The following is a 21,567-nucleotide window of genomic DNA, read 5'->3' on the forward strand; positions in this document are numbered from 1 at the left end:
TCTATTGCCCCAGCCGTTCGAGCAGCACCGGGACGTGCACCTGGTCGGATTTGTAGTTGCCGGTCAGCATATACATCATGATGTTGACGCCGGCGCGCAGCGCATAGATGCGCTGCATCGGATCCGACGGCACCGTCGGCAATAGCGGGTCGCCATTCTCGTCGACCGCCCAGGCGCCGGCGAAATCATTGGCGGTGATCATGATCGGCGAAACGCCGTCGCCGGTGCGCACCGGGCGGTTCTCGGTGTTGCTGGCTTCGAGCGATGCCTCGACCCAAAGCGGGCTGCCGGCAAAACGGCCAGGAAACTCCGGAAGGATGTAGAAGGATTTGGTCAGCACGTGGTCCGACGGCACCGGTTCAAGCGGTGGCACGTTGAGGTTGCCGAGGATGTCGCGCAGCCGCTCCGTCGCCGGGCTGGTCGAATCCGCACCAATGCCATTGGCGAACTGGTCGCGGGTGTCGAACAAGACCGTTCCGCCCTGCTGCATGTAGGCGTCGATGCGGGCGATGGCGGCCTCGCTGGGCATCGGGGCCGAGGGATCGATCGGCCAGTAGATCAGCGGATAGAAGGAAAGTTCGTCCTTCGAGATGTCGACGCCGGCCGGTGCTCCGGGTTCGAGCGCGGTTTTTTCGATAAGAAAGCGGGTCAGGCCTTCGAGCCCGGCGCGGCTGATCGAATCGACACCCGGCTCGCCGGTCAGCACATAGGCGATCCGGGTCTTTGAAATGTCCCCGATCGCCTCCGTATCTCCCGGCTTGGCGTCGTCGGCACGCGCGACGTCCGCGTGGCCAATCAAGGCGCCGAGCGCAATCAGCAGGACGGCTGCCGTCGCCGCAGCGCCGGCACGGCGCGGCCGGCGCGACAACAGGCCGCCCATCCAGAATACGGCAAGCGTGTCGAGCACCATCAGCACCAGGGCGGCCGTGACAAGCGGACCTTTGAGGTTGCGCTGTTCGTCGAAGGCATACTGGATGGTGGTGACCGGCACCGTGATATCAGGCCGGGCCAGCGGCGTGAACGCGCTGTCGCCACCGAGCAGATTGTGAGCGAACACTCCCGTTTCCGAGCCGTAGAGGCCGGGCGGGTTTTCCAGCGTCACCGGCAGCGGGCCGGCGCCGGGCACCAGCGGCCTGGCATCCGGCGTCGGCGGCACCAGCGTGCCGTCGGCGGCGATCATGCGATAGGGTGCCAGCGACGTGGCGGCGGCCTCGGCATTGGCGACAGCCGCGCCCTGGTTGCGCGACAATTGCACGATGCGCCGCAGCATCTCGACGAAGCTGCCGGAGATCGGCAGGTTGGACCACGTCGCCTCGGGGGTGACGTGGAACAGCACGAGGGTACCCTTGTCCTTCTTCATCCCGGTCACCAGCGGCGTACCGTCGGCAAGCGTAGCCCAGGTGCGCTCGACGATGTCGGGCGTCGGTTCGGCTAGGACCTGCCTGGTGACGGTGACCTCGGTGGGCGGCGCGAGGTCGGCGAAGGGACCGGTTTTCGGGAATTCGGTGACCGGCTGCGGCGCCGTCCATGACAGCGCGCCGCCAAGCGATCGTTCGCCCGTGCGCAGCCGAACTGGCAGCAGGTCGTCGTCATTGCCGGCAGCGGCCAGCCGCGAACCGGCAAAACGCACCAGCGTGCCGCCCTTGTCGACCCAGTCAACCAGCCTTTGCCGCGCTTGTTCCGGAATGGTGCCGACATCGGCCATGACGATCATCGCCGGCTTCTGGTCGAGCAGTTGCGGGATCGCGTCGGCGAGATCGACGCTCGACGGCTCGACCAGATCGGCGAACGGCTGCAGGGCGCGGCGGATGTAGTAGAGCGGCGACAGCAGCGGTTGCGCCTGGTCGGCCTCGGCCTGCGACAACAGCCCGACGCGGCGGCGTTTTGAGCTCTCATCGAGCACGCGGACGGCACCGGCCTGGCGCTCGCCATCGAGCGCGACGTGGGCGAAGTCGTTGCGCAGTTCGAACGGCACGGCCATCGTGCCGGTGGCGGTGGATCCGCCCGGGGCAAAGGTCAGCGTCGCGTCGGCAATGCGGCGGCCCTTGTCGTCGAAGGCGCCGGCCGTCACCTGTGCAGGTGCCGGATCGCCCGGTGCGCGGATGGCGGTCAGGGCGAAGCCGTCGACCTGGTTGTCGGCGCCGGTCAGGCCGGTCAGCGACAGCCGGTCGGAGACGGCCCAGACAACGCGTGCTGCGTTCTTCGACAACAGCGTGTTGAACGCGGCTTCGTCGCCTTGCGCCGCCAGACCATCGGCGAGCACCGCGACGCTGGCGCCAGGCAGCGACTCCAAGGCTGAAGCGACGCGGGCATAGACGGCGGGGCGGTCGGTCGGGATCGGCCGCGGCTTTGCCGCGCGCAGCCGGTCGAGCGCGGCAGCGGCATCGAAGGGACCGATCTCGGCATTCGGCTTCTCGGCGGTGAAAGCGATGAGCACCGGCACGCCGTTCGAATTGGCATCGGCGATCAGCCGCTCGGCGGTGGCGACGCGCTTGCCCCAGTCGGCGGCACTTGCCCAGTCATTGTCGATCACCAGCGCCAGGGCAGCGCCCTCGGCCGGCAGCTTTTCGCGCGGATTGAAGACCGGTTCGGCAAGTGCTGCCACGACAAGCGCGGCCATCAGCAGCCTAAGCAGCGTCAGCCACCAAGGGCTCTGCTGCGGCGTTTCTTCGCGCCTCAGCACGCGGGCGAGAATCCTGAGCGGCGGAAACACCTCGGCTTGCGGCCTGGGCGGGGTCAGCCGCAGAAGCCACCAGATCACCGGCAGCGCCAGCAGGCCCCACAGCACCATCGGCGCCCCGAAGGAGAGCGGCAGCCAACTCATGCGCGGGCCCTCCCGGCAAAGCTGCCCTCGGCGGTCATCGCCATGTGGATGCGCACCAGCGCCTCGGAGGCAAGGCGATCGGTATGATTGACGGTAAAGCTCCAGCCAAGCCGTTTGCACCAGGCGGCCAGTTCCTGGCGGCGGGCGGCATAAAGCAGGCGATATTCCTCGCCCAGCATTTCGGCGCGGCCGGCGGTCAGCTTGTCGCCTGTCTCAGGATCGGTGAATTCGGTGCGCCCGGCATAGGGGAAGCTTTCCTCGGCCGGATCGGCGACCTCGACCAGATGGGCGCGCACGCCGTGGCGGGCGAGCACGTCCAGCCACGCCATGGTGTCCTCGACCGGGTCGAGGAAATCGCTGACGAGGACGATGTCGCAGAACCGGCGAATGCCGGATAGGTCGGGCTTTGCCGGCAGGTCGGCGGCGTGCATCAGTTGCGCCGCGATGCGCTCGGCGCCATTGCGGGCGGTGAACGGGTCGGTCAGGCCCGGCCAGGCAATGCGCTCGCCGCTGCGCGACAAAAGCTCGGCCATGGCCAGCGCCAGCACCAGGGCGCGCGATTCCTTGGAAACGCTGGCTCCGGTCGATTTGTAGAGCATGGAAGGCGAGGGATCGGCCCAAAGCCACACCGTGTGGGCGGCCTCCCATTCACGGTCGCGGACATAGGTGTGATCGTCGCGGGCGGAACGGCGCCAGTCAATGCGCGAGGAATCGCCTTCGACATAGGGCCGGAACTGCCAGAAATTCTCGCCGATACCGCGCTTGCGGCGGCCATGCCAGCCGGCAATTACCGTGTTGACGATGCGGCGCGCCTCGACCAGCAGGTCCGGCACCAACGAAGCCCGCAACCGGCCTCTGGCGAGCGCATCGCGCGTCGCTGCCGGTGCCTGCGCTTCACCGATGCGCGCCATCAAATCCCTTTCGCGAGCTTCGCCACAACATCGCGAACCGTGGTGCCCTCGGCGCGGGCGGCGAAGGTCAGCGCCATGCGGTGCTGCAGCACCGGCTCGGCGAGCGCGCGGACGTCGTCGACCGACGGCGCCAGCCGGCCGTCATAGAGGGCGCGGGCGCGGGTGCACAGCGTCAGCGCCTGGCTGGCGCGCGGGCCTGGGCCCCAGGCGACGTACTTGTCGGTATCGGCGTTGCCCTGGCCGGGGCGCGCTGAGCGCACCAGCTTGAGGATCGCCTCGACGACGCTTTCCGGCACCGGCATACGGCGGATGAGCGTCTGGATGTCCTTCAGCCGCGCCGGCTGCAGCACGTTTTCAGCCTTGGCATCCTCGATACCGGTGGTTTCCAGCAGGATGCGGCGCTCCGCCTCGATCTCGGGGTAGAGGATATCGACCTGTATCAGGAAGCGGTCGAGCTGCGCTTCCGGCAGCGGATAGGTGCCTTCCTGCTCCAGCGGGTTCTGCGTCGCCAGGACGTGGAACGGTGACGGCAGATCATGGCGCACGCCGGCAATGGTGACGTGGTATTCCTGCATCGACTGCAGCAGCGCCGACTGGGTGCGTGGCGAGGCGCGGTTGATCTCGTCGGCCATCAGCAGTTGCGCAAAGATCGGCCCGGAAATGAAGCGGAAGGAGCGCTTGCCGAATTCATCCTGCTCCATCACCTCGGAGCCGAGAATGTCCGATGGCATCAGGTCGGGCGTGAACTGGATGCGGCGCGAATCGAGGCCGAGCACGATGCCCAGCGTTTCGACCAGCTTGGTCTTGGCGAGGCCGGGCACGCCGACCAGCAGTGCATGGCCGCCGGCCAGCAATGCGACGAGCGTGCGCTCGACGACGCTTTCCTGGCCGAAAATGACCCGGCCGACGCCGTCACGGACCCTCGAAATGTCGGCCAGCGCTTTCTCGGCCTGCGCCACCATGTCCTTTTCGCTGATCGGGCTTTCCTTGATCATAACGCTCATGCAGCATCGATCCTTCTGGTTGGAAATTCCGCTTGGCACCTTGGTGCCGCAGAGAATGCCGCGATTCGGCCTCGCATGGCGCCTGCAATGAACTTAAATCACAGACTTAGGCTGACAAGCGGAACAACAGTGACTATTTCGTGACCATGACGGAAGCCGCCGACCATCGTGAAGAGAGGCTGACGGCCGCGACCGAGGCGCGCGGGCTGGAGGCGCTGGTCTCGCGCGCGACGCGCGCTGGCAAGGGGCCGGCGCCGGTGGAACGCTGGAATCCGGCATTTTGCGGCGATCTCGACATGGAAATCAAGCAGGACGGCACCTGGTTCTATCTGGGAACGCCGATCGGCCGGATGCCGCTGGTGCAGCTTTTTTCCTCAGTGCTGCGCAAGGACGCGGACGGTAGAACCTACCTGGTGACGCCGGTGGAAAAGGTCGGCATCCGCGTCGCCGACGCGCCCTTCATTGCCGTCGAGATGGACGTGTCGGGCGCCGGCGACGGACAAATCGTCACCTTTCGCACCAATGTCGGCGACGTGGTAGAGGCTGGGGCGGGACACCCGCTGCGCTTCGTCGATGAGGACGAGACAGGTGGCCTGAAGCCTTATGTGCTGGTGCGCGGGCGGCTGGAGGCGCTGGTGGCACGGCCGGTGATGTACGAATTGGTCGAGCACGGCGAAGAGATCGACATCGGTGGCAAGACGATGTTTGCCGTCCGTTCCAAAGGCGAGGTCTATCCAATCATGCCGGCTGAGAAACTGAAACGGCTGAGCGCATGATGGACCGCCTATGATGGATCAGGTGATGCCGTTGCCGTTTTCCGCTGCCGGGTTTCGCCAGCGCGTCGCGGCACAGCCGCTGGCGCATGCCGGCGACGATTTTGGCGACCACCGCTTCAATCCGGGCCATCCCAGGCTGAAGCTGGCCAAGGCGCTGCGCGATGCCGCCGTGCTCATCCCGGTGGTCGATCATGGCCATGAAGCCACGGTCCTTTTGACCAGGCGGGCGGAAAAGCTGCGCAACCATTCGGGGCAGGTGGCTTTCCCCGGTGGTACCATCGATCCAACCGATGCGAGCCCGGAAACGGCGGCGTTGCGCGAGACATCCGAGGAGATCGGTCTCGATAGTGATTACATCGAGATCATCGGCCGTCTGCCGGACTACGTTTCCGGCAGCGGCTATCGCATCGCCCCGGTGCTCGGGATTGTACGGCCCGGTTTCAGCCTGACGCTGAATTCCGACGAAGTCGATGCCGTCTTCGAGGTGCCGCTGGGCTTTCTGATGGACCCCGCCAACCACACCAGAGACAGTCGCATGTGGAACGACCTCGAATGGTTCTATTACGAGATGCCCTATGGCGGCCAGCGCATCTGGGGCGTCACCGCGGGCATCATCCGTACGCTTTATGAAAGGCTCTATTCGTGAGCGATCCAGTATCGATCGCGGGCAAGGCCGGGTGGCTCGGCGAACACCACCTGCAGCGCCTGCTCGCCGCTCTGACTGATGGCGGCGAGGAGGCGCGTATCGCCGGCGGTGCGGTGCGCAACGCGCTCATCGGCCAGCCGGTCGCCGACATCGACATCGCCACCACCACGGTGCCCGAGGAAACCATCCGGCGCGCCGAGGCGGCAGGCTTCAAGACGGTACCGACCGGCATCGAGCATGGCACAGTCACCGCGGTCGGCCACGGCAAGGCCTATGAGGTCACCACGCTCCGTGCCGATATCGAAACCGACGGCCGGCGCGCCAAAGTGTCGTTCGGCCGCGACTGGAAAGCCGACGCTGAGCGGCGTGATTTCACTATCAATGCACTCTATGCCGAGGCCGATGGAACGGTCGTCGATCTGGTCGGCGGTATCGCCGATATCGAAGCGCGGAGGCTGCGATTCATCGGCGATCCGGAAGCGCGTATCCGCGAGGATTATCTGCGCATCCTGCGTTTCTTCCGTTTCTTCGCATGGTATGGCGACGGCAGGCCGGATGCCGAAGGGTTGAAGGCTTGTGCCCGGCTGAAGCAGGGGCTCGACCAGCTTTCGGTCGAGCGCGTCTGGTGGGAATTGAAGAAATTGCTGTCGGCGCCGGATCCGTCGCGGGCGCTGCTGTGGATGCGCCAGGCCGGCGTTCTGACCGCCGTTTTGCCGGAAAGCGAGAAATGGGGCATCGATGCCATCCACGGGCTGACCAAGACCGAGAAGGATCTGGCCTGGGCGCCGGACCCGCTGCTCAGGCTGGAAGCCATCGTGCCGCCGGATGCCGCGCGCATGAAAACGCTTGCCGAGAGATTGAGGCTTTCCGTGAGCGAAGCAAGCCGGCTGCGGAATTGGGCGATCACAGCTGCCGTCGATCCGAAAACGACCGAAGGAGAGTTGGCGAAAAGGCTCTATTTTGGCGACCGCCAAGGCTTTGTCGATCGGTTGCGGCTGTTGCTCGCTTCCGCTCGAGCCCGCGCGATCGAGGACAATGACGCACTGCTCGAAGCCGGCGGCTTCTCGCGCCTGCTTGCCTTCGCTGCAAAATGGCAAAACCCTGTTTTTCCGGTCAAGGGCGCCGATCTGACGACGCTTGGCGCATCACCGGGGCCGAAGCTTGGTGCAACGTTGAAGAATCTCGAAAAGGAATGGGTCGAGTCCGGTTTTGCGCTTGATCGCGGCGCGCTGCTCAAGCGCGCCGCGGAGGCACTCGAATCCTGACTGTCACGCTGCGTCGCGGACCTTTTCGATGCGCGAGCGGATCGCCTCGATCATCGTCTCGCGGATCACCGTCTCGCCGTGCGTCTCGCGCAGATGCTCGACGGCACGGCGCATGACCTCAGCCTCCTCCTCGGCGCGTGTGTGCCACTCGCAGCCGGGTACGAGCGACCCGCAATGGAATTCCTTCATCGGCTTCTCCTCATTTCCTCCTTGGAGCGCCGCGCCGCGCAATGACACGGAAGCTCCAGACCTTTGACCGCGCGATCCGGAAACCGCGTCCGGTATCCGGGCTACACGCTGGCCAGCTTAGCATAACACGATCGAACGGTTTTGGTTGCCTTAGAGTGCCGTGCGTCCAAGCCGACACGCGGCCCTCTAGTGATCGGGTTGCGAAAAGGCGGAGCATCGCTGCTCCGCCCTCTTACGCTACCCAGGAGTAAGACCTCGTCTTGCTCCAGCGGGCAGGACATCACTTCACGATCTTGACTGCCTCGGCAATTTTATCCTTGCCGCTCATATCCCACGTGACGCGGACCTTTTCGCCGACCTTCAGGCCAGGATCCTTGAAGGTCTGGGGCAACGTAAAGGTGGCTCCGTTATCCAGAACTAGGCTCATCGCCGTTCCATCAAAGCTTTTGATCGTGCCGGTGGTGTGCTTGACCGCAGCGAATGCGGCAGTACCAGAGGCGAGAACGGCAGCGGCGGCTGCGGTCATAATAAGCTTGCGCATGGCATGCTCTCCTGGAAAATGCGGGCACCGCTTGGGAAAGGTGCCCCATTCAATCATGGGCCGTCCGGTCACGTCGGGTCGCGGCTCTCGGGAGTAAAGAACCGCCGGCGTTTCCCGGCCCGACGCGACAAATAGCCCAATCTTTACAATGGTATATTAGACGAAAAAGATATTTTCTGGCGCGCCTTGCGCCACATTCGCCGTCAAATTCTGGGGATTTGGACCCGATTGCGGCTCACGTCGTGCTCACCGAGATTTTACGGCCATTTCGCTTCTGGCGGCAGGCTGGACAGGATCGAGGCGACATTGCCGCCGGTCTTCAGCCCGAAGATGGTGCCGCGATCGTGAAGCAAGTTGAATTCGACATAACGGCCGCGGCGGATGAGCTGCTCGTCACGGTCGCCATCGGTCCAGTTGTCATTGAAGTTGGCGCGCACCAGATGTCCGTAGACGACGAGAAAAGATCGCCCGACGTCCTGGACGAAGTTGAAATCGGCGTCCCAGCCGCCATTGTCCTCATCCGAATGCAGCCAGTCGAAGAAGATACCGCCGGTACCGCGTGGCTCGTCGCGGTGCGGCAGGTAGAAGTACTCGTCGCACCAGGCTTTGAATTTCACGTAGTCGGCGATCGCCGCGTTCTTCTCGCAGGCAAATTGCATCGCTCTGTGGAAGGCGATCGTGTCGGGGTCGTCCTGGCTGCGGCGGCGGTCGAGCACCGGTGTCAGGTCGGCGCCGCCGCCGAACCACTGGCGCGAGGTGACGACCATGCGCGTGTTCATATGCACGGCCGGCACGTTGGGGTTCCACGGATGGGCGATCAGCGAAATGCCGCTTGCCCAGAAGGAGGGGTCCTCTTCGGCGCCCGGCATCTGCTTCCTGAATTCGGGCGAGAACTCGCCGTGGACGGTCGAGGTGTGGACGCCGACCTTCTCGAAGACGCGGCCGTGCATCATCGACATGATACCGCCGCCGCCCTTGCCGGCATCGCGTTGCCACGGCGTCTTTTCGAAGCGGCCGGGCGACCAGCTGGCCTGCGGCCCCTGCAGGTCCTGCTCGATCTGCTCGAAGCTGGCACAGATGCGCTCGCGCAACGTCTCGAACCACAGCCGTGCCTTCGTCTTCTTCTGTTCGATGTCGGCTGGCAGCCCCGCCGGTATCTCGGGTCGTTGCAAATCCTGTCTCCGGTTGCGGGCGCGCCCGACAAATGACTCGTCTTTTCCGGCCGCGATCCCTAATCTCTTGGGTGCAAGGGTCAAGTGTGAATGGAGTTCTTTCGTGCGCACCCCGGCAAGACCGCCGCTGGATGGCCTGAAGAAGAGGCTCGACCGTTCGCGCGCCGAGAACGCGCGCATGCCGCGCGACGGCTTCCTGCGCGAGACCTTCGTGCTGCCGCGCTCGGACGCTCGTCTCAAGGCGAAGGAATGGTTCGAGCGCTTTCCTAAGCAGGCCTATTGGACCGAGATCGAAAGCTGGTTCGAGCGGCCGGGCGACGTCATCGAATTCACCATCAGGCGGCTGCCGGCGGCGGATTAACGCTCCGGTCTCGAGGCTGAACGTATCAGGGCTAGTTCATCTGCCCTGAACGATCTTGATAAACACGCTTCTGTCGCCCGTTCCAAGATGCGCTCGTTTCATCTCGGCATACGTCAGGCGCCCATTCGCGAAGGCCCGCACGGTTCTTCCGCACCAGACACGTGGCGCCGCGGCTGCGCTGACATTCATGATCTTGCCAGCTTCCTGCTTCGAACTGAGAGGCGATTGCTCCGAATGCCTGATGCATTCCGTAAGCACTTTCTTATACATGGCAGGACTGCCCTGAACCAAAGTCCTTGCCGTATTCCATTCACCTTCGCTCGGCATGCATCCAGCCAACACAATGGCGCCAAGCAACGCGGCGTAAGTCTTGTATGCAAATTTCAATTCTGCCCCCCAAGGTTAGTTGCAGGGGCGTATCAAGCACGGGCACATGACCTTCACAAGACTGTATAGTGACTAACGGACAGGATAAGTTCGCTGAACCCGTCCAGACCGTCATGGCTTCAACGCACGACCAGCCTGCGGGCGCCCGCGCCGTCCCTTGCCAGCCTGTCGTTCTTATTCCGCAGCGGACATTTGTCGATCGACATGCAGCCGCAGCCGATGCAGTCGCTCAGCCCGTCGCGCAGCTTCTTGAGCTGACTAATTTTCTGGTCGAGGTCGTCGCGCCAAGCCGTCGAAAGCAGGTTCCAATCCTCGCGCGTCGGCGTCCGGCCTTCAGGCAATGATCGAAGGGCTGTGCCGATCTCGGCCAGCGAAATGCCGACCTCCTGCGCTACCTTGATGATCGCCACCCGTCGCAGCACGTCGCGGCCGTAACGCCGCTGGTTGCCTGATGTGCGGTGGCTGCGGATCAGCCCGCGTGCTTCGTAGAAATGCAGCGCCGACACCGCCACGCCGCTGCGCATCGCCACCTGGCCGACTGTTAATTCCGTTGCCGCAGCCATCTCCGATTTTCCGCTTGACCTCAAGTTAAGTTGAGCTTGTAGCGAAGAAGCCTCGAAGATGCAAACGGCAGGAGAAGGCGATGGGCGTCTGGATGAGAATGACCGGAGAGGACGCAGTGTTGCGTGAGGATGACGCCTTGGTCGCTGCGGCCGGCGATCGCGTACACATCCTAGCGGAGCTGCCGGATCGCCTCGGCCGCCACCATTGCAACGGAAAGCGCGACGTTGATGCTGCGCGCGCCGGGCTGCATCGGGATGATCAGTCGCGCATCCGCCGCCTCGTGAACGGCGTCCGGCACGCCTGCGGATTCACGGCCGAACAAGAGAATGTCGTCGCCGGCAAAAGCGAAATCCGTGTAGGCGGCAGCTGCTTTGGTCGACAGCAGCACCAGCCGCCGCATGGCAAGCTTGCGCCAGTCCTCGAAGGCGTGCCAGTCGACATGGCGGGTCAGCGCCGCCATTTCGAGGTAGTCCATGCCGGCCCGTTTCAGCGCCCGGTCACCGAGCGGGAAGCCCGCCGGTTCGATGATGTCGACGCCGAGACCGAGGCAAGCGGCGAAGCGCAGGATTGTCCCGGTGTTGCCGGCGATATCAGGCTGATAGAGCGCGATGCGGAGACGGTCGTTCATTTCCGCGTCTTTCTAATAAGTGGCAGATCAGCCACAGAGCTCTCGCGGTTTTGGAAATTCCTGGACTGGCGGGTGGTCATTTTCTGCGAAGTCGGTTATACGGCCAGCATTGTCAACCCGAACCGATGGAGGGGTAATTCATGATGGCCATGCACATCCACCACCCCTCTCGTGGGCTTACCAGCCCGACGGCGGTTTCGGTACGACGATTCTCCTGACCTTCTAGACTTCAATCGCACCGATTCCCGCCGAAACCTTTTTCGGCCTTTGAAGGAATCCTGCGATGTTTTTCAAGCTGTGGAAGGGGCTGAACGCCCCACCTGAACACGCTTCGACCGATGCCACCTTTGCCGCGCCGCGCGTGCCCGCGGCCTGGGTTGGTTCACCCTTCTACCTGCATCTTCAACTGGAGGACGGACCGATGTTCGATCCATGTAGAATACCCGGCTCAAGAAGCCTGCACGAGCGCAAGACTGCGACCTGGGCGCTTTTGATCGGCGAGACCTACTCGTCGGCGGTTCACGCCGAGACCCGCCGGCGTCCGCATCGCGGCATGCTGCCGGACGTCGATTTCTCGCGCGCCGTTCCGGACTATAGCCGGCCGTCGCTGGTGCGCCGGATCATCAGGCTGATCCGGCCTGGTGCAAAAACCAGCGCGAAAATCCGGATCGTCAAAACGTCGTCAGCATCGTCAAACGAGACTGTCGGCGAAAGGCCCGCGACAACCTATATAGCGCGAAGCAGGACCGGCGAGGCGGACGATTCCGTATCGCCGGTCCTTGACGCCATGCGGTCTGGGCACCTCGTCCGTTCGCGTGCCGCGTGAGCGGAAACAGTATTGTGAGCATCTCTATGTTTAGCTGGTTTGAAAAAAGGCTCGATCCGTTCCCTGCCAAGGAGCCGGTCGAGCCGCCGCGGACACTGATCGCCTTCTGCGTGCATTATACGCGCGGCGCGTGGCCCTACATCGCTCTCGATGCGGTACTGGTGACGGCCATCGCCCTTGCCGAGGTGTGGATGTTCGGCTTCATGGGCCGGATCGTCGACTGGCTGTCCGGACAGAATCGCGAGACGTTCCTGCAGACCGAAGGCTTGAAGCTGGTCGGCATGGCCTTCATCGTGATTTTCGCGCTGCCGGCGACGGTCTGGTTCCATTCGCTGCTCAACCAGCAGACGCTGATGGGTAATTATCCGATGCGTATCCGCTGGCAGGTGCATCGCTATCTGCTCAAGCAGTCAATGAGCTTCTATCAGGACGAGTTTGCCGGGCGCATCGCGACCAAGCTGATGCAGACCGCGCTCGCGGTGCGCGAGTGCGTCATCAAGCTCATCGATGTGCTCAACTATATCGTCGTCTATTTTCTCGGCATGCTGTTCATTGTCGGCTCGGCAGACTGGCGGCTGGCTGCGCCGCTTGCCGTCTGGCTTGCCGGATATGTCCTGCTGTTGCGCTATTTCATCCCGCGGCTGGGCAAGGTCGGCGAGGAGCAGGCCAATGCGCGCTCAACCATGACCGGCCGTGTCGTCGACAGCTACTCCAACATCCAGACGGTCAAGCTGTTCTCGCATGCGCGGCGCGAGGCATCCTTCGCCAAGGACGGTATGGCCGGCTTTCTCGATACAGTCTACCGGTCGATGCGGCTGGTGACACAGCTCTACGGCCTGCTCTACGTCCTGAATTCGCTGCTGTTGTTTTCGGTCACCGCAATCTCGCTATGGCTGTGGCTCGGCCAAGCCGTGACGATCGGCGCCGTCGCCCTGGTCATCGGCCTCGTGCTTCGGCTCTGGGGCATGTCGCAATGGATCATGTGGGAGATGTCCACGCTGTTCGAGAATATCGGCACGGTGCAGGACGGCATCGCCTCGATCTCGCTGCCGCGCCTCGTCGAAGACCGGCCTGGCGCCAAGGATATTGCCGTGACCAAGGGCGAGATCCGTTTTGAGGACATCCGCTTCCATTATGGCAAGCAGAAGGGCGTGATCGAAAGCCTGTCGCTGACGGTGAAGCCGGGCGAGAAGGTCGGCATCGTCGGCCGTTCGGGTGCCGGCAAGTCGACGCTGGTCAATCTTCTGTTGCGCTTCTATGACCTCGAAAGCGGCAAGGTCCTGATCGACGGCCAGGACATTGCGGCGGTGACGCAGGACTCGCTGCGCGCCCAGATCGGCATGGTCACGCAGGACACCTCGCTGCTGCATCGCTCGGTGCGCGAGAATATCCTCTATGGCCGGCCGGACGCCAGTGACCAGATGCTGATCGAGGCGGCGCGGCGCGCCGAGGCGCTGGATTTCATCGCCGGATTGTCGGATTCTAACGGTCGAAAGGGTTTCGACGCGCATGTCGGTGATCGCGGCGTCAAATTGTCCGGCGGCCAGCGGCAACGCATCGCCATAGCCCGTGTTATGCTGAAGGACGCACCAATCCTTATCCTCGACGAAGCGACCTCCGCCCTAGATTCCGAGGCCGAGGCGGCCATCCAGGAGAACCTCTACAGACTGATGCAAGGCAAGACCGTCATCGCCATTGCGCACCGGCTGTCGACGATCGCCGCCATGGACCGGCTCGTCGTCATGGACAAGGGCCGCGTCATCGAGGAAGGTTCGCATGAGGAACTGATTGCCAGCGGCGGGCTCTACGCCCAGCTCTGGCAGCGCCAGTCGGGCGGCTTCCTGCTCGACGACGGCCCCTCTGCCAACGATGCAGCCGCCAACGATGCACTCGTCAAGGGTGAAGCCGCCGAATGACTGCCATCTACCGCTGGTTCGAGAACTGGGTCTATCCATTCCGGGAGCCTGCGGACCTTCGGCCACCTGCCGGCGTCAGGGGTTTCCTCTGGCATTATGTCGGGCAGGCGAAGATCGCCTTCTTCGCCATGCTGCTGATCGGCGGCATCGCGCCGTTAGTCGAAGCCGGACTGTTCTATTTCGTCGGGCGGCTGGTCGACATCCTCGACCAGCTTCCCGGCGAACGCAGCTGGCACGCGTTGTGGACTGCCGCCGGCCCGGAACTTGTCTTCATGATCGCGGTGGTGCTGGTCATCCGCACCATCGTCGTCGGCCTGTCGGCGCTGGTCGACGAGCAGACGATCACGCCGGGTTTCTATAATCTGGTGCGCTGGCAGGCGCATCGCCATGTCTCGCGCCAATCCTACGCCTTCTTCCAGAACGACTTTGCCGGACGTATCGCGACCAAGGTCTGGCAGGCGGGACAGGCGACCGGCGATCTGATGGAAAGCTTCATCGAGGTCGTCTGGTTCATGGTCGTCTATACGGTGACGACGCTGGCGCTGGTCGCCGGGCTCGATCTCCGGCTGGCGGTGCTGGTGGTGATCTGGATTACCGCCTTCGGCTTGCTGGCCAGGCGCTATTTGCCGGCGATCCGCAAGCATGCCGAAGCCACCGCCGAAGCCGGCTCGATGATCACCGGCCGCCTTGTCGATTCCTATTCGAACGTGCAGACGCTGAAACTGTTCTCGGCCGATGGCGACGACCGCTACATCAGGAACGGCTTCGACATCTATCTCGACGCGCTGCGCCCGTTCACCCGCCGGCTGACCGGCGTGCGCATGGCACTGACGATGCTGTCGGGCATTATGATCACGGCGATCGCCTGCTTTGCCGTTTATCTCTGGGTCGAGGGCTCGATCACAGTCGGCGCCGTGGCTTTCACGCTGTCTTTGGTGCTGCGGCTGAACATGCTGCTCGGCCGGCTGATGATGCAGCTCAACGGCATCTTGCGGAACCTCGGCGTGCTGGAAAACTCCAAGGCGCTGATCTCACAGCCGCTCGGCCTGACCGATGCGCCGGACGCGAAAGAGATTGTCGTCGTCGGCGGGCGCATCGACGTCAGCAATGTCGAGTTCCACTACGGCAAGGGGTCCGGCGTGCTCGACGGCATCGACCTCGTCGTGCGGCCGGGCGAAAAGGTCGGCCTGGTCGGCCCGTCCGGCGCCGGCAAGACGACCTTGGTCAATCTGATCCTGCGCCTCTACGACCTCGAGAGCGGCAAGATCACCATTGACGGGCAGGACGTCTCCAGGGTCACGCAGAATTCGCTGCGCGCCAATATCGGCGTCGTCAGCCAGGATACGGCACTTTTCCACCGCTCGCTGCGCGACAACATCAAGCTCGGCATGCCGGAAGCGACCGACGCCGAGGTGGTCGCGGCAGCGAAGAAGGCCGAGGCGCACGAGTTCATCCTCGGTCTGCGCGACAATCGCGATCGTATCGGCTACGAGGCCTATGTCGGCGAGCGCGGCGTCAAGCTCTCCGGCGGCCAGCGCCAGCGCGTGGCGATCGCCCGCGTCTTCCTCAAGGATGCACCGATCCTGGTGCTCGATGAGGCGACCTCGGCGCTCGATTCCGACATCGAGGCGGCGATCCAGGAAAATCTGGCAAGGCTGATGGAAGGCAAGACGGTCATCGCCATCGCGCATCGGCTATCGACCATTGCGGCACTCGACCGGCTGGTGGTGCTCGACGAGGGCCGCATCGTCGAGCAAGGCACGCATGACGAGCTGGTCGGGCTCGACGGGCTCTATGCCAGGCTGTGGAAGCGGCAGTCCGGCGGCTTCCTGTTCAACGAAGAGAGCGCGTTGGCCGAGACCCGGCCGGCGGAGTAGTTTTATATAGAGCGGAGTGAAATCATGGCGGTGAGAATGCCATCGAATTTCGGACGGTCCGGCGCGCAGGAGAGCGCGTTGGACCTGTTTGGCCATGAAATCCTCGGTGAAAAGGCGGCAGCGCTCGGCCGCGCCGGCCGGCGCGTCGAGGAAACATTGACGAGGCTGCGCGAGAATTGCGACAGTGTCGACCGTGCCCGGCTGCTCAGGGATGCAGCCGAAGCGGTGCACGGGTATTTCATCCAGCGCGAACTCTGCGGCCTGCGCAAGCACGACGCGGTGATCCGGGAATACAACATTCCCAAGGCCGTGCTGGCCAGGCTCGGCGCTAGCGCATGATCCGAACCGGAACTGGTTTGGGAAGCGTTATTCCAGCCACTCGGTGATGAAGCTGCCGTTCTCGTGTATGTCGGTGGTTTCCAGCGGGCCTGGCCCGAGATTGGTGAATTTGTGCGGCGTGTTCGGCGGCACGATCAGGATCTGGCCGGCTGTGGCCTCGATCTGCCGGTCGCCGACGGTGAACAGGCCGGTCCCGGTCCGGATGATAAAAATCTCGCAATAGGGGTGGCTGTGCAGCCTGGGGCCGCCGCCGATCTCGGGCAGGTAGTTGAAGATCAGGCAGCTGTTGGAGCCGTAGGCGCCGCATTGCAGCTCGCCCTGCCAGTGGTCGGGCCAGTGGGTCGGGCGCTTCGGCCCACTTGTCGCGGTCTATGACATGCGCCATAGGGCGAGGATAAACCGGGCCAGCGTCCGCTGTCGAGGTGAGCGCAGCCGTTTGGTTTTGCTGCTGTTTTCCAATCGTTCCGCTGGGCAAATTACGTCCCCGCGACAATCTGCCCTTGTGCCTTCACCCGTCTGGACAAAAACAGGCTTCACGCATAAACCCAAGTCCCAAATGCCGGAGGAATTCGCTAGCCTGTTCGCCATGCGCTGTCGGGCCGGCGTGATTGAGCGGGGAACAGGCTCGGCCGCCGGCACGGAAGAGACGAAAGGATCAGGCACCCGTGAGCGCAACCGACACCCAGGATCCCAACCGTCGTGATTTTCTCTACGTCGCCACCGGCATGGCGGCGGTGGTCGGCGCGGGCGCTGTCGCTTGGCCGTTCATCGATCAGATGCGTCCGGATGCCTCGACGCTGGCCCTTGCCTCGGTGGAGGTCGACGTCTCTTCGCTGACGCCAGGAATGTCGCTCGTTGTGAAGTGGCGGGGCAAGCCGGTGGTCGTGCGCAACCGCACCGAGCAAGAGATGAAGGACGGCGAGGCGGTCAATCTCGCCGAGCTCAAGGATCCAATCGCCCGCAACGCCAATTTGCCGGCCGACGCCCCGGCAACCGACGCCAACCGCACCACGCCGGGCAAGGAAGCCTGGATGGTGATGATCCAGGTCTGCACCCATCTCGGCTGCATCCCGCTCGGCCAGGAAGGCGATTTCGGCGGCTGGTTCTGCCCGTGCCACGGTTCAGTATACGATACCGCCGGCCGCATCCGGAAGGGGCCGGCGCCCGAGAACATGGCGGTGCCGGTGTTCCAGTTCATTTCCGACACCAAGATCCGTATCGGCTGAGGCAAGGGATATTTCCATGAGCGAGGGACACTCGACCTATACGCCCAAGACCGGCATCGGACGCTGGTTCGATTCGCGCATGCCGCTGCCGCGGCTGGTCTATGACAGCTTCATCGCCTATCCGGTGCCGCGCAATTTGAATTACGCCTGGACCTTCGGCGGCATTCTCGCGCTCATGCTGGCGGCGCAGATCCTGACCGGTATCGTGCTGGCCATGCACTACGCGGCCGACAGCACTCTCGCCTTCGATTCGGTCGAGAAGATCATGCGCGACGTCAATTCGGGCTGGCTGCTGCGCTATCTGCATTCGAACGGCGCGTCGTTCTTCTTCGTCGCCGTCTACATCCATATTTTCCGTGGCCTCTACTACGGCTCCTACAAGGCGCCGCGCGAGTTGCTGTGGATCCTCGGCTGCATCATCTACCTCTTGATGATGGCGACCGGGTTCATGGGCTATGTGCTGCCCTGGGGCCAGATGAGCTTCTGGGGCGCCACCGTCATCACCGGCTTCTTCACCGCCATCCCGCTGGTCGGCGACTGGATCCAGCAGCTTTTGCTCGGCGGCTTCGCGGTCGACAATCCGACGCTGAACCGTTTCTTTGCGCTGCATTACCTATTGCCGTTCATGATCGCCGGCGTCGTCGTGCTGCACATCTGGGCGCTTCACGTCGTCGGCCAGAACAATCCGACCGGCATCGAGGTCAAATCGAAGACCGACACGCTCGCCTTCACGCCTTACGCGACCATCAAGGATGGGTTCGGCATGATCGTGTTCCTGTTCGTCTTCGCCTATTTCGTCTTTTATCTGCCGAACTATCTCGGCCATCCGGACAATTACACCGTTGCCAACCCCCTGAAGACGCCGGCCCACATTGTGCCGGAATGGTACTTCCTGCCGTTCTACGCGATCCTGCGCGCTATCACCTTCAATATCGGGCCCATCAACTCCAAGCTCGGCGGCGTGCTCTGCATGTTCGGCGCGATTGTCATGCTGTTCCTGGTGCCGTGGCTCGACACCTCGAAGGTGCGCTCGGCAGTCTACCGGCCCTGGTACAAGCTGTTCTTCTGGCTGTTCGTGGCCGACGCCATCCTGCTCGGCTGGCTGGGCTCGCAGCCGGCCGAGGGCAGCTATGTGTTCATGGCGCAGATGGCGACGCTGTTCTACTTCGCCTTCTTCCTGGTAGCGCTGCCGGTACTTGGGCTGATCGAGACGCCGCGGCGGCTGCCGAATTCGATCACCGAGGCGGTGCTCGGGAAGAACAAGGGTAGCGGTGGACATCCTGCCGGCGCCACGGCCGCGCCGGAAACCAAAGGCTGAGCATGATCCCGAAAAGTGGAAACCGGTTTTCGGACAAGATCATGCTCGAGACGATGACAGCGCGTCAGAGAATCTCAAGGGGATTTGCATGAAGAAGATTCTCACCTCGCTGGCGCTGCTTGGCCTTGTGGCCGCTGGCATTGGGGCCACAGGCACTGGAGCGCGCGCCCAGGAAGAGGCGCACAACGAGGCGGCGCCGACGCATTTCCCGATACACGAACCAAAGGAAATGGACTGGAGCTTCGCCGGGCCGTTCGGCACCTACGACAAGGCCCAGCTGCAGCGCGGGCTGAAGGTCTACAAGGAAGTCTGCTCAGCCTGTCATTCGATGAATTTGGTGGCGTTCCGCACGCTGGAAGGCCTTGGCTATTCGGATGCGCAGATCAAGACGCTGGCGGCCGAATACACGATCCACGACGGCCCGAACGATGCCGGCGACATGTTCGATCGCCCCGGCAAGCCGTCCGACCATTTCCCGGCGCCGTTCCCCAATGCGGAAGCGGCGGCGGCGGCCAATGGCGGCGCAGCACCGCCCGACATGTCGCTGCTGGCCAAGGCGCGCGGCGTCGAACGCGGCTTCCCGCGCTTCGTCTTCGACATCTTCACGCAATATGCCCAGGGCGGTCCCGACTACATCCACTCGCTGCTGACCGGCTACGACCAGCAGCCGCCGGCGGGCATGGTCATACCGGAAGGCACGCATTACAATCCGTACTTCCTGTCCGGCGTGTCGCTGAAGATGCCGAAGCCGCTCTCTGACGGCCAGGTAACCTATGATGACGGCGCGCCGCAGACGGTCGACCAGTATTCGCGCGACGTGTCGGCCTTCCTGATGTGGGCGGCCGAGCCACACCTCGAGGATCGCAAGAAGACCGGCTTTCGCGTGCTGGCCTTCCTGCTGCTGTTCGGTGCGCTGGTCTACCTGACCAAGCGCAAGGTGTGGGCCGGCGTAGCGCACTGAGCCCTGCAACACACGAGACCGGGAGGGCGTCGAAAGGCGCCCTTTTCATTGCAGGCATTTCGATTCATTGCAGCCGTCGCTGAGCACGCCCTTTGCCGGACAATTTTCCGTCAGGCGTCACATGGCGGTAGCCGGACTTAGCTGCACCGGGTTACGATTGGCCAATTCCCTTCACGTCTTCAGCCGAATCTGAAAGGCCCGGAGAGCCGCTTGATGAAATCCTCGCTCGAAGAGACGCTGCTTGCCGCGATCCGCACCATTCCGGATTATCCCAAGCCGGGGGTCCTGTTTCGCGACATCACCACGCTGCTCGGCAATGCGCGGGCCTTCCGCCGCGCCATCGACGAGCTGGTGCATCCCTATGCCGGCCTCAAGATCGACAAGATCGCCGGCATCGAGGCGCGCGGCTTCATCCTCGGCGGCGCCATCGCCCACCAGCTCTCGGCCGGCTTCGTGCCGATCCGCAAGAAGGGCAAGTTGCCTTACGAGACGGTGCGCGTCGCCTACAGCCTGGAATACGGGCTGGACGAGATGGAGATGCACAAAGACGGTGTTTCTCCAGGCGAGAAGGTAATCCTCGTCGACGATTTGATCGCCACCGGCGGCACGGCCGAGGCGGCCGTCAAGCTATTGCGGCAGATCGGCGCCGACATCCTCGCCGCCTGCTTCGTCATCGACCTGCCGGACCTTGGCGGCCGCGAGAGGTTAGAGGCGCTCGGCGTACCGGTGAGGACGCTGATCGGGTTTGAGGGGCATTGAGTGCGCTTTCCTTCTCCCACAGGGAGAGAAGGGAAGAATTCCGCTCACCCAACCTTCACCAGCACGGCACTTTCGAATTCGATGACCTTGTCGCCGGTCGAATCGAAGGCCTCTGAGCGGAGCGTCAGCAGCCGCCAGCCCGGTCGCGAGGCAATGGGGCGATGGGCCAGCGCGGTGCGGGTGAAAGTCACGGTTTCCCCGGCATAGACAGGTTTGGGCCATTTGAGATTCTTGAAGCCGGGCGAGGGGCCGAATTCCGGCACCGGCCCAGGACCGGGCCAGCGGGCGACCTCTGCCTCTATGCCAGCCTCGAGGTTCAATTTCATCCAGGTGGCGGCGGTGTGCCAGCCCGAGGCGCAGAGCCCGCCGAATATGCTGTTCCTCGCCGCCTCTTCGTCGATATGGAATATCTGCGGGTCGTATTTGCGGGCGAACGCCTTGATCGCCTCCGGTTCGAATCGATGTGAACCGAGCGTGACGGTGATACCGATGCAGAAGAATTCGTCGAGGCTCACGCACGGCCCTCGCGGGTGAGGAACATGACGGTGTTTTCGAGCTCGAAAACACCTTCGCCGCGCTGGTTGAACAACTCGCTGCGCATGGTCACCAGGCCAAGCCGGGGCTTCGATCTGGACAGTCGCTTGGCAAGGACGGTGGTGCTGCCGGTCAACAGGTCGCCGGCCAGGACTGGCCGTTTCCATTTGACCTGGTCGACGCCCGGCGCGCCCTGGGAGGTCGAGTCGAGCAGGAAGGCATCGCACAGCATGCGCATGAACATGGCGCAGGTGTGCCAGCCCGAAGCCGCCAGCCCGCCGAGAATGCTGGCCTGGCCCGCGGCCTCGTCGAGATGCATCGGCTGGGCATCGAATTCACCGGCGAATTCTATGATTTCGGCGGCACTTACCAGCTTGGTGCCGAGGTCGAGCGAAGCGCCCTCGACAAAATCCTCATAAGCCCAGGTCTTTGCGGTCATGGTCTGGAAATCCTGTTCAGGATTGTACGATCGCTACGGGTCCGGGTCCCGGATGCAAGCAGCGTGGCATTTGGTCAAGCAATTTCTATTGCGCCAGCCCGCTG

23 protein-coding genes and 1 pseudogene are annotated in these 21,567 nt (G+C 63.5%); 12 read left to right on the forward strand and 12 right to left on the reverse strand.

Features of this window, described 5'->3' with window-relative positions; all coding sequences use genetic code 11:
- Position 1 precedes the first annotated feature (1 nt).
- The 3 genes from NKI52_RS07815 to NKI52_RS07825 are packed head-to-tail and all read right to left on the reverse strand — an operon-like array spanning position 2 to position 4,739.
- Entirely contained in the window at positions 2-2,824 is a 2,823-nt protein-coding gene (locus NKI52_RS07815) for a DUF4159 domain-containing protein (RefSeq protein ID WP_352568019.1), read from the reverse strand.
- A complete protein-coding gene (locus NKI52_RS07820) occupies positions 2,821-3,735 on the reverse strand; it encodes a DUF58 domain-containing protein (RefSeq protein ID WP_352568018.1) in 915 nt (304 codons plus the stop codon). The genes NKI52_RS07815 and NKI52_RS07820 overlap by 4 nt, the downstream gene beginning before the upstream one ends.
- Positions 3,735-4,739, reverse strand: coding sequence for an AAA family ATPase (locus tag NKI52_RS07825; RefSeq protein ID WP_023679494.1), 1,005 nt, complete (start codon positions 4,737-4,739; stop codon positions 3,735-3,737). Before NKI52_RS07825 ends, NKI52_RS07820 begins: the two co-directional genes overlap by 1 nt.
- A gap of 146 nt (positions 4,740-4,885) precedes the next feature.
- On the opposite strand from NKI52_RS07825, the gene NKI52_RS07830 reads away from it, so the two are divergent.
- Genes NKI52_RS07830 through NKI52_RS07840 form a run of 3 tightly spaced genes read left to right on the forward strand, consistent with a single transcriptional unit; the run spans position 4,886 to position 7,426 of the window.
- On the forward strand, positions 4,886-5,515 hold the full coding sequence (locus NKI52_RS07830; protein WP_023679493.1) for a DUF1285 domain-containing protein: 630 nt from the start codon (positions 4,886-4,888) through the stop codon (positions 5,513-5,515).
- Positions 5,516-5,528: 13 nt separating this feature from the next.
- Positions 5,529-6,161 carry a CoA pyrophosphatase gene (locus NKI52_RS07835; protein WP_023679492.1) on the forward strand — a complete coding sequence of 211 codons (633 nt, stop codon included), beginning with the start codon at positions 5,529-5,531 and terminating at the stop codon, positions 6,159-6,161.
- Positions 6,158-7,426, forward strand: coding sequence for a CCA tRNA nucleotidyltransferase (locus NKI52_RS07840; protein WP_352568017.1), 1,269 nt, complete (start codon positions 6,158-6,160; stop codon positions 7,424-7,426). The genes NKI52_RS07835 and NKI52_RS07840 overlap by 4 nt, the downstream gene beginning before the upstream one ends.
- A 3-nt stretch (positions 7,427-7,429) precedes the next feature.
- Here the strand turns inward: NKI52_RS07840 and NKI52_RS07845 are convergent, their stop codons facing one another.
- The 3 genes from NKI52_RS07845 to hemF form a co-directional block, all read right to left on the reverse strand.
- Positions 7,430-7,615, reverse strand: coding sequence for a DUF1059 domain-containing protein (locus NKI52_RS07845; RefSeq protein WP_023679490.1), 186 nt, complete (start codon positions 7,613-7,615; stop codon positions 7,430-7,432).
- Between the two features lie 280 nt (positions 7,616-7,895).
- The gene (locus tag NKI52_RS07850) at positions 7,896-8,156 is read right to left on the reverse strand and encodes a DUF1344 domain-containing protein (protein ID WP_023679489.1); all 261 of its coding nucleotides are present in this window, start codon (positions 8,154-8,156) and stop codon (positions 7,896-7,898) included.
- 257 nt (positions 8,157-8,413) lie between these two features.
- A complete protein-coding gene (gene hemF, locus NKI52_RS07855) occupies positions 8,414-9,328 on the reverse strand; it encodes an oxygen-dependent coproporphyrinogen oxidase (protein ID WP_352456466.1) in 915 nt (304 codons plus the stop codon).
- Positions 9,329-9,431: 103 nt separating this feature from the next.
- On the opposite strand from hemF, the gene NKI52_RS07860 reads away from it, so the two are divergent.
- A complete protein-coding gene (locus NKI52_RS07860) occupies positions 9,432-9,689 on the forward strand; it encodes a hypothetical protein (protein ID WP_023679487.1) in 258 nt (85 codons plus the stop codon).
- A gap of 36 nt (positions 9,690-9,725) precedes the next feature.
- Here the strand turns inward: NKI52_RS07860 and NKI52_RS07865 are convergent, their stop codons facing one another.
- From NKI52_RS07865 to NKI52_RS07875, 3 genes are all read right to left on the reverse strand, one after another.
- On the reverse strand, positions 9,726-10,076 hold the full coding sequence (locus NKI52_RS07865; RefSeq protein ID WP_156937440.1) for a hypothetical protein: 351 nt from the start codon (positions 10,074-10,076) through the stop codon (positions 9,726-9,728).
- A 119-nt stretch (positions 10,077-10,195) separates the two neighbouring features.
- Positions 10,196-10,639 (reverse strand): redox-sensitive transcriptional activator SoxR, encoded by a 444-nt coding sequence (gene soxR, locus NKI52_RS07870; RefSeq protein WP_023679485.1) that lies wholly within the window; start codon positions 10,637-10,639, stop codon positions 10,196-10,198.
- Positions 10,640-10,809: 170 nt separating this feature from the next.
- Positions 10,810-11,268: a tRNA (cytidine(34)-2'-O)-methyltransferase gene (locus NKI52_RS07875; protein ID WP_023679484.1), complete on the reverse strand. Its 459-nt coding sequence runs from the start codon at positions 11,266-11,268 to the stop codon at positions 10,810-10,812.
- Between the two features lie 283 nt (positions 11,269-11,551).
- On the opposite strand from NKI52_RS07875, the gene NKI52_RS07880 reads away from it, so the two are divergent.
- From NKI52_RS07880 to NKI52_RS07895, 4 genes are read left to right on the forward strand one after another with little or no spacing between them, the layout of a single operon-like run.
- Positions 11,552-12,094 (forward strand): hypothetical protein, encoded by a 543-nt coding sequence (locus NKI52_RS07880; protein ID WP_031212588.1) that lies wholly within the window; start codon positions 11,552-11,554, stop codon positions 12,092-12,094.
- A gap of 26 nt (positions 12,095-12,120) precedes the next feature.
- Positions 12,121-14,010 (forward strand): ABC transporter ATP-binding protein, encoded by a 1,890-nt coding sequence (locus tag NKI52_RS07885; RefSeq protein WP_023679482.1) that lies wholly within the window; start codon positions 12,121-12,123, stop codon positions 14,008-14,010.
- The gene (locus NKI52_RS07890) at positions 14,007-15,887 is read left to right on the forward strand and encodes an ABC transporter ATP-binding protein (RefSeq protein WP_023679481.1); all 1,881 of its coding nucleotides are present in this window, start codon (positions 14,007-14,009) and stop codon (positions 15,885-15,887) included. Before NKI52_RS07885 ends, NKI52_RS07890 begins: the two co-directional genes overlap by 4 nt.
- A 24-nt stretch (positions 15,888-15,911) precedes the next feature.
- A complete protein-coding gene (locus NKI52_RS07895; protein ID WP_352568014.1) occupies positions 15,912-16,226 on the forward strand; it encodes a DUF6665 family protein in 315 nt (104 codons plus the stop codon).
- A 27-nt stretch (positions 16,227-16,253) separates the two neighbouring features.
- Here the strand turns inward: NKI52_RS07895 and NKI52_RS07900 are convergent.
- A pseudogene (locus NKI52_RS07900) lies at positions 16,254-16,611 on the reverse strand (cupin domain-containing protein).
- Between the two features lie 280 nt (positions 16,612-16,891).
- Between NKI52_RS07900 and petA the strand changes: the two are divergent.
- The 4 genes from petA to NKI52_RS07920 all read left to right on the forward strand — a co-directional run bounded on the left by petA (position 16,892) and on the right by NKI52_RS07920 (position 20,490).
- Complete coding sequence (gene petA, locus NKI52_RS07905) at positions 16,892-17,452, forward strand: ubiquinol-cytochrome c reductase iron-sulfur subunit (protein ID WP_023679478.1); 561 nt, start codon at positions 16,892-16,894, stop codon at positions 17,450-17,452.
- 16 nt (positions 17,453-17,468) lie between these two features.
- Complete coding sequence (locus tag NKI52_RS07910; RefSeq protein WP_352568013.1) at positions 17,469-18,770, forward strand: cytochrome b; 1,302 nt, start codon at positions 17,469-17,471, stop codon at positions 18,768-18,770.
- A gap of 88 nt (positions 18,771-18,858) precedes the next feature.
- The gene (locus NKI52_RS07915) at positions 18,859-19,731 is read left to right on the forward strand and encodes a cytochrome c1 (RefSeq protein ID WP_352586770.1); all 873 of its coding nucleotides are present in this window, start codon (positions 18,859-18,861) and stop codon (positions 19,729-19,731) included.
- A gap of 213 nt (positions 19,732-19,944) precedes the next feature.
- Positions 19,945-20,490 (forward strand): adenine phosphoribosyltransferase, encoded by a 546-nt coding sequence (locus tag NKI52_RS07920; RefSeq protein ID WP_023679476.1) that lies wholly within the window; start codon positions 19,945-19,947, stop codon positions 20,488-20,490.
- 44 nt (positions 20,491-20,534) lie between these two features.
- Here NKI52_RS07920 and NKI52_RS07925 read toward each other — a convergent pair whose 3' ends face one another.
- Both NKI52_RS07925 and NKI52_RS07930 read right to left on the reverse strand, forming a co-directional pair.
- Positions 20,535-21,005 (reverse strand): MaoC family dehydratase, encoded by a 471-nt coding sequence (locus NKI52_RS07925; protein WP_352697534.1) that lies wholly within the window; start codon positions 21,003-21,005, stop codon positions 20,535-20,537.
- Positions 21,002-21,463, reverse strand: coding sequence for a MaoC family dehydratase (locus tag NKI52_RS07930; protein ID WP_023678443.1), 462 nt, complete (start codon positions 21,461-21,463; stop codon positions 21,002-21,004). Before NKI52_RS07930 ends, NKI52_RS07925 begins: the two co-directional genes overlap by 4 nt.
- Positions 21,464-21,567: the final 104 nt, after the last annotated feature.

The organism is Mesorhizobium sp. M0590 (genome assembly GCF_040320905.1).
Lineage (GTDB): Bacteria > Pseudomonadota > Alphaproteobacteria > Rhizobiales > Rhizobiaceae > Mesorhizobium.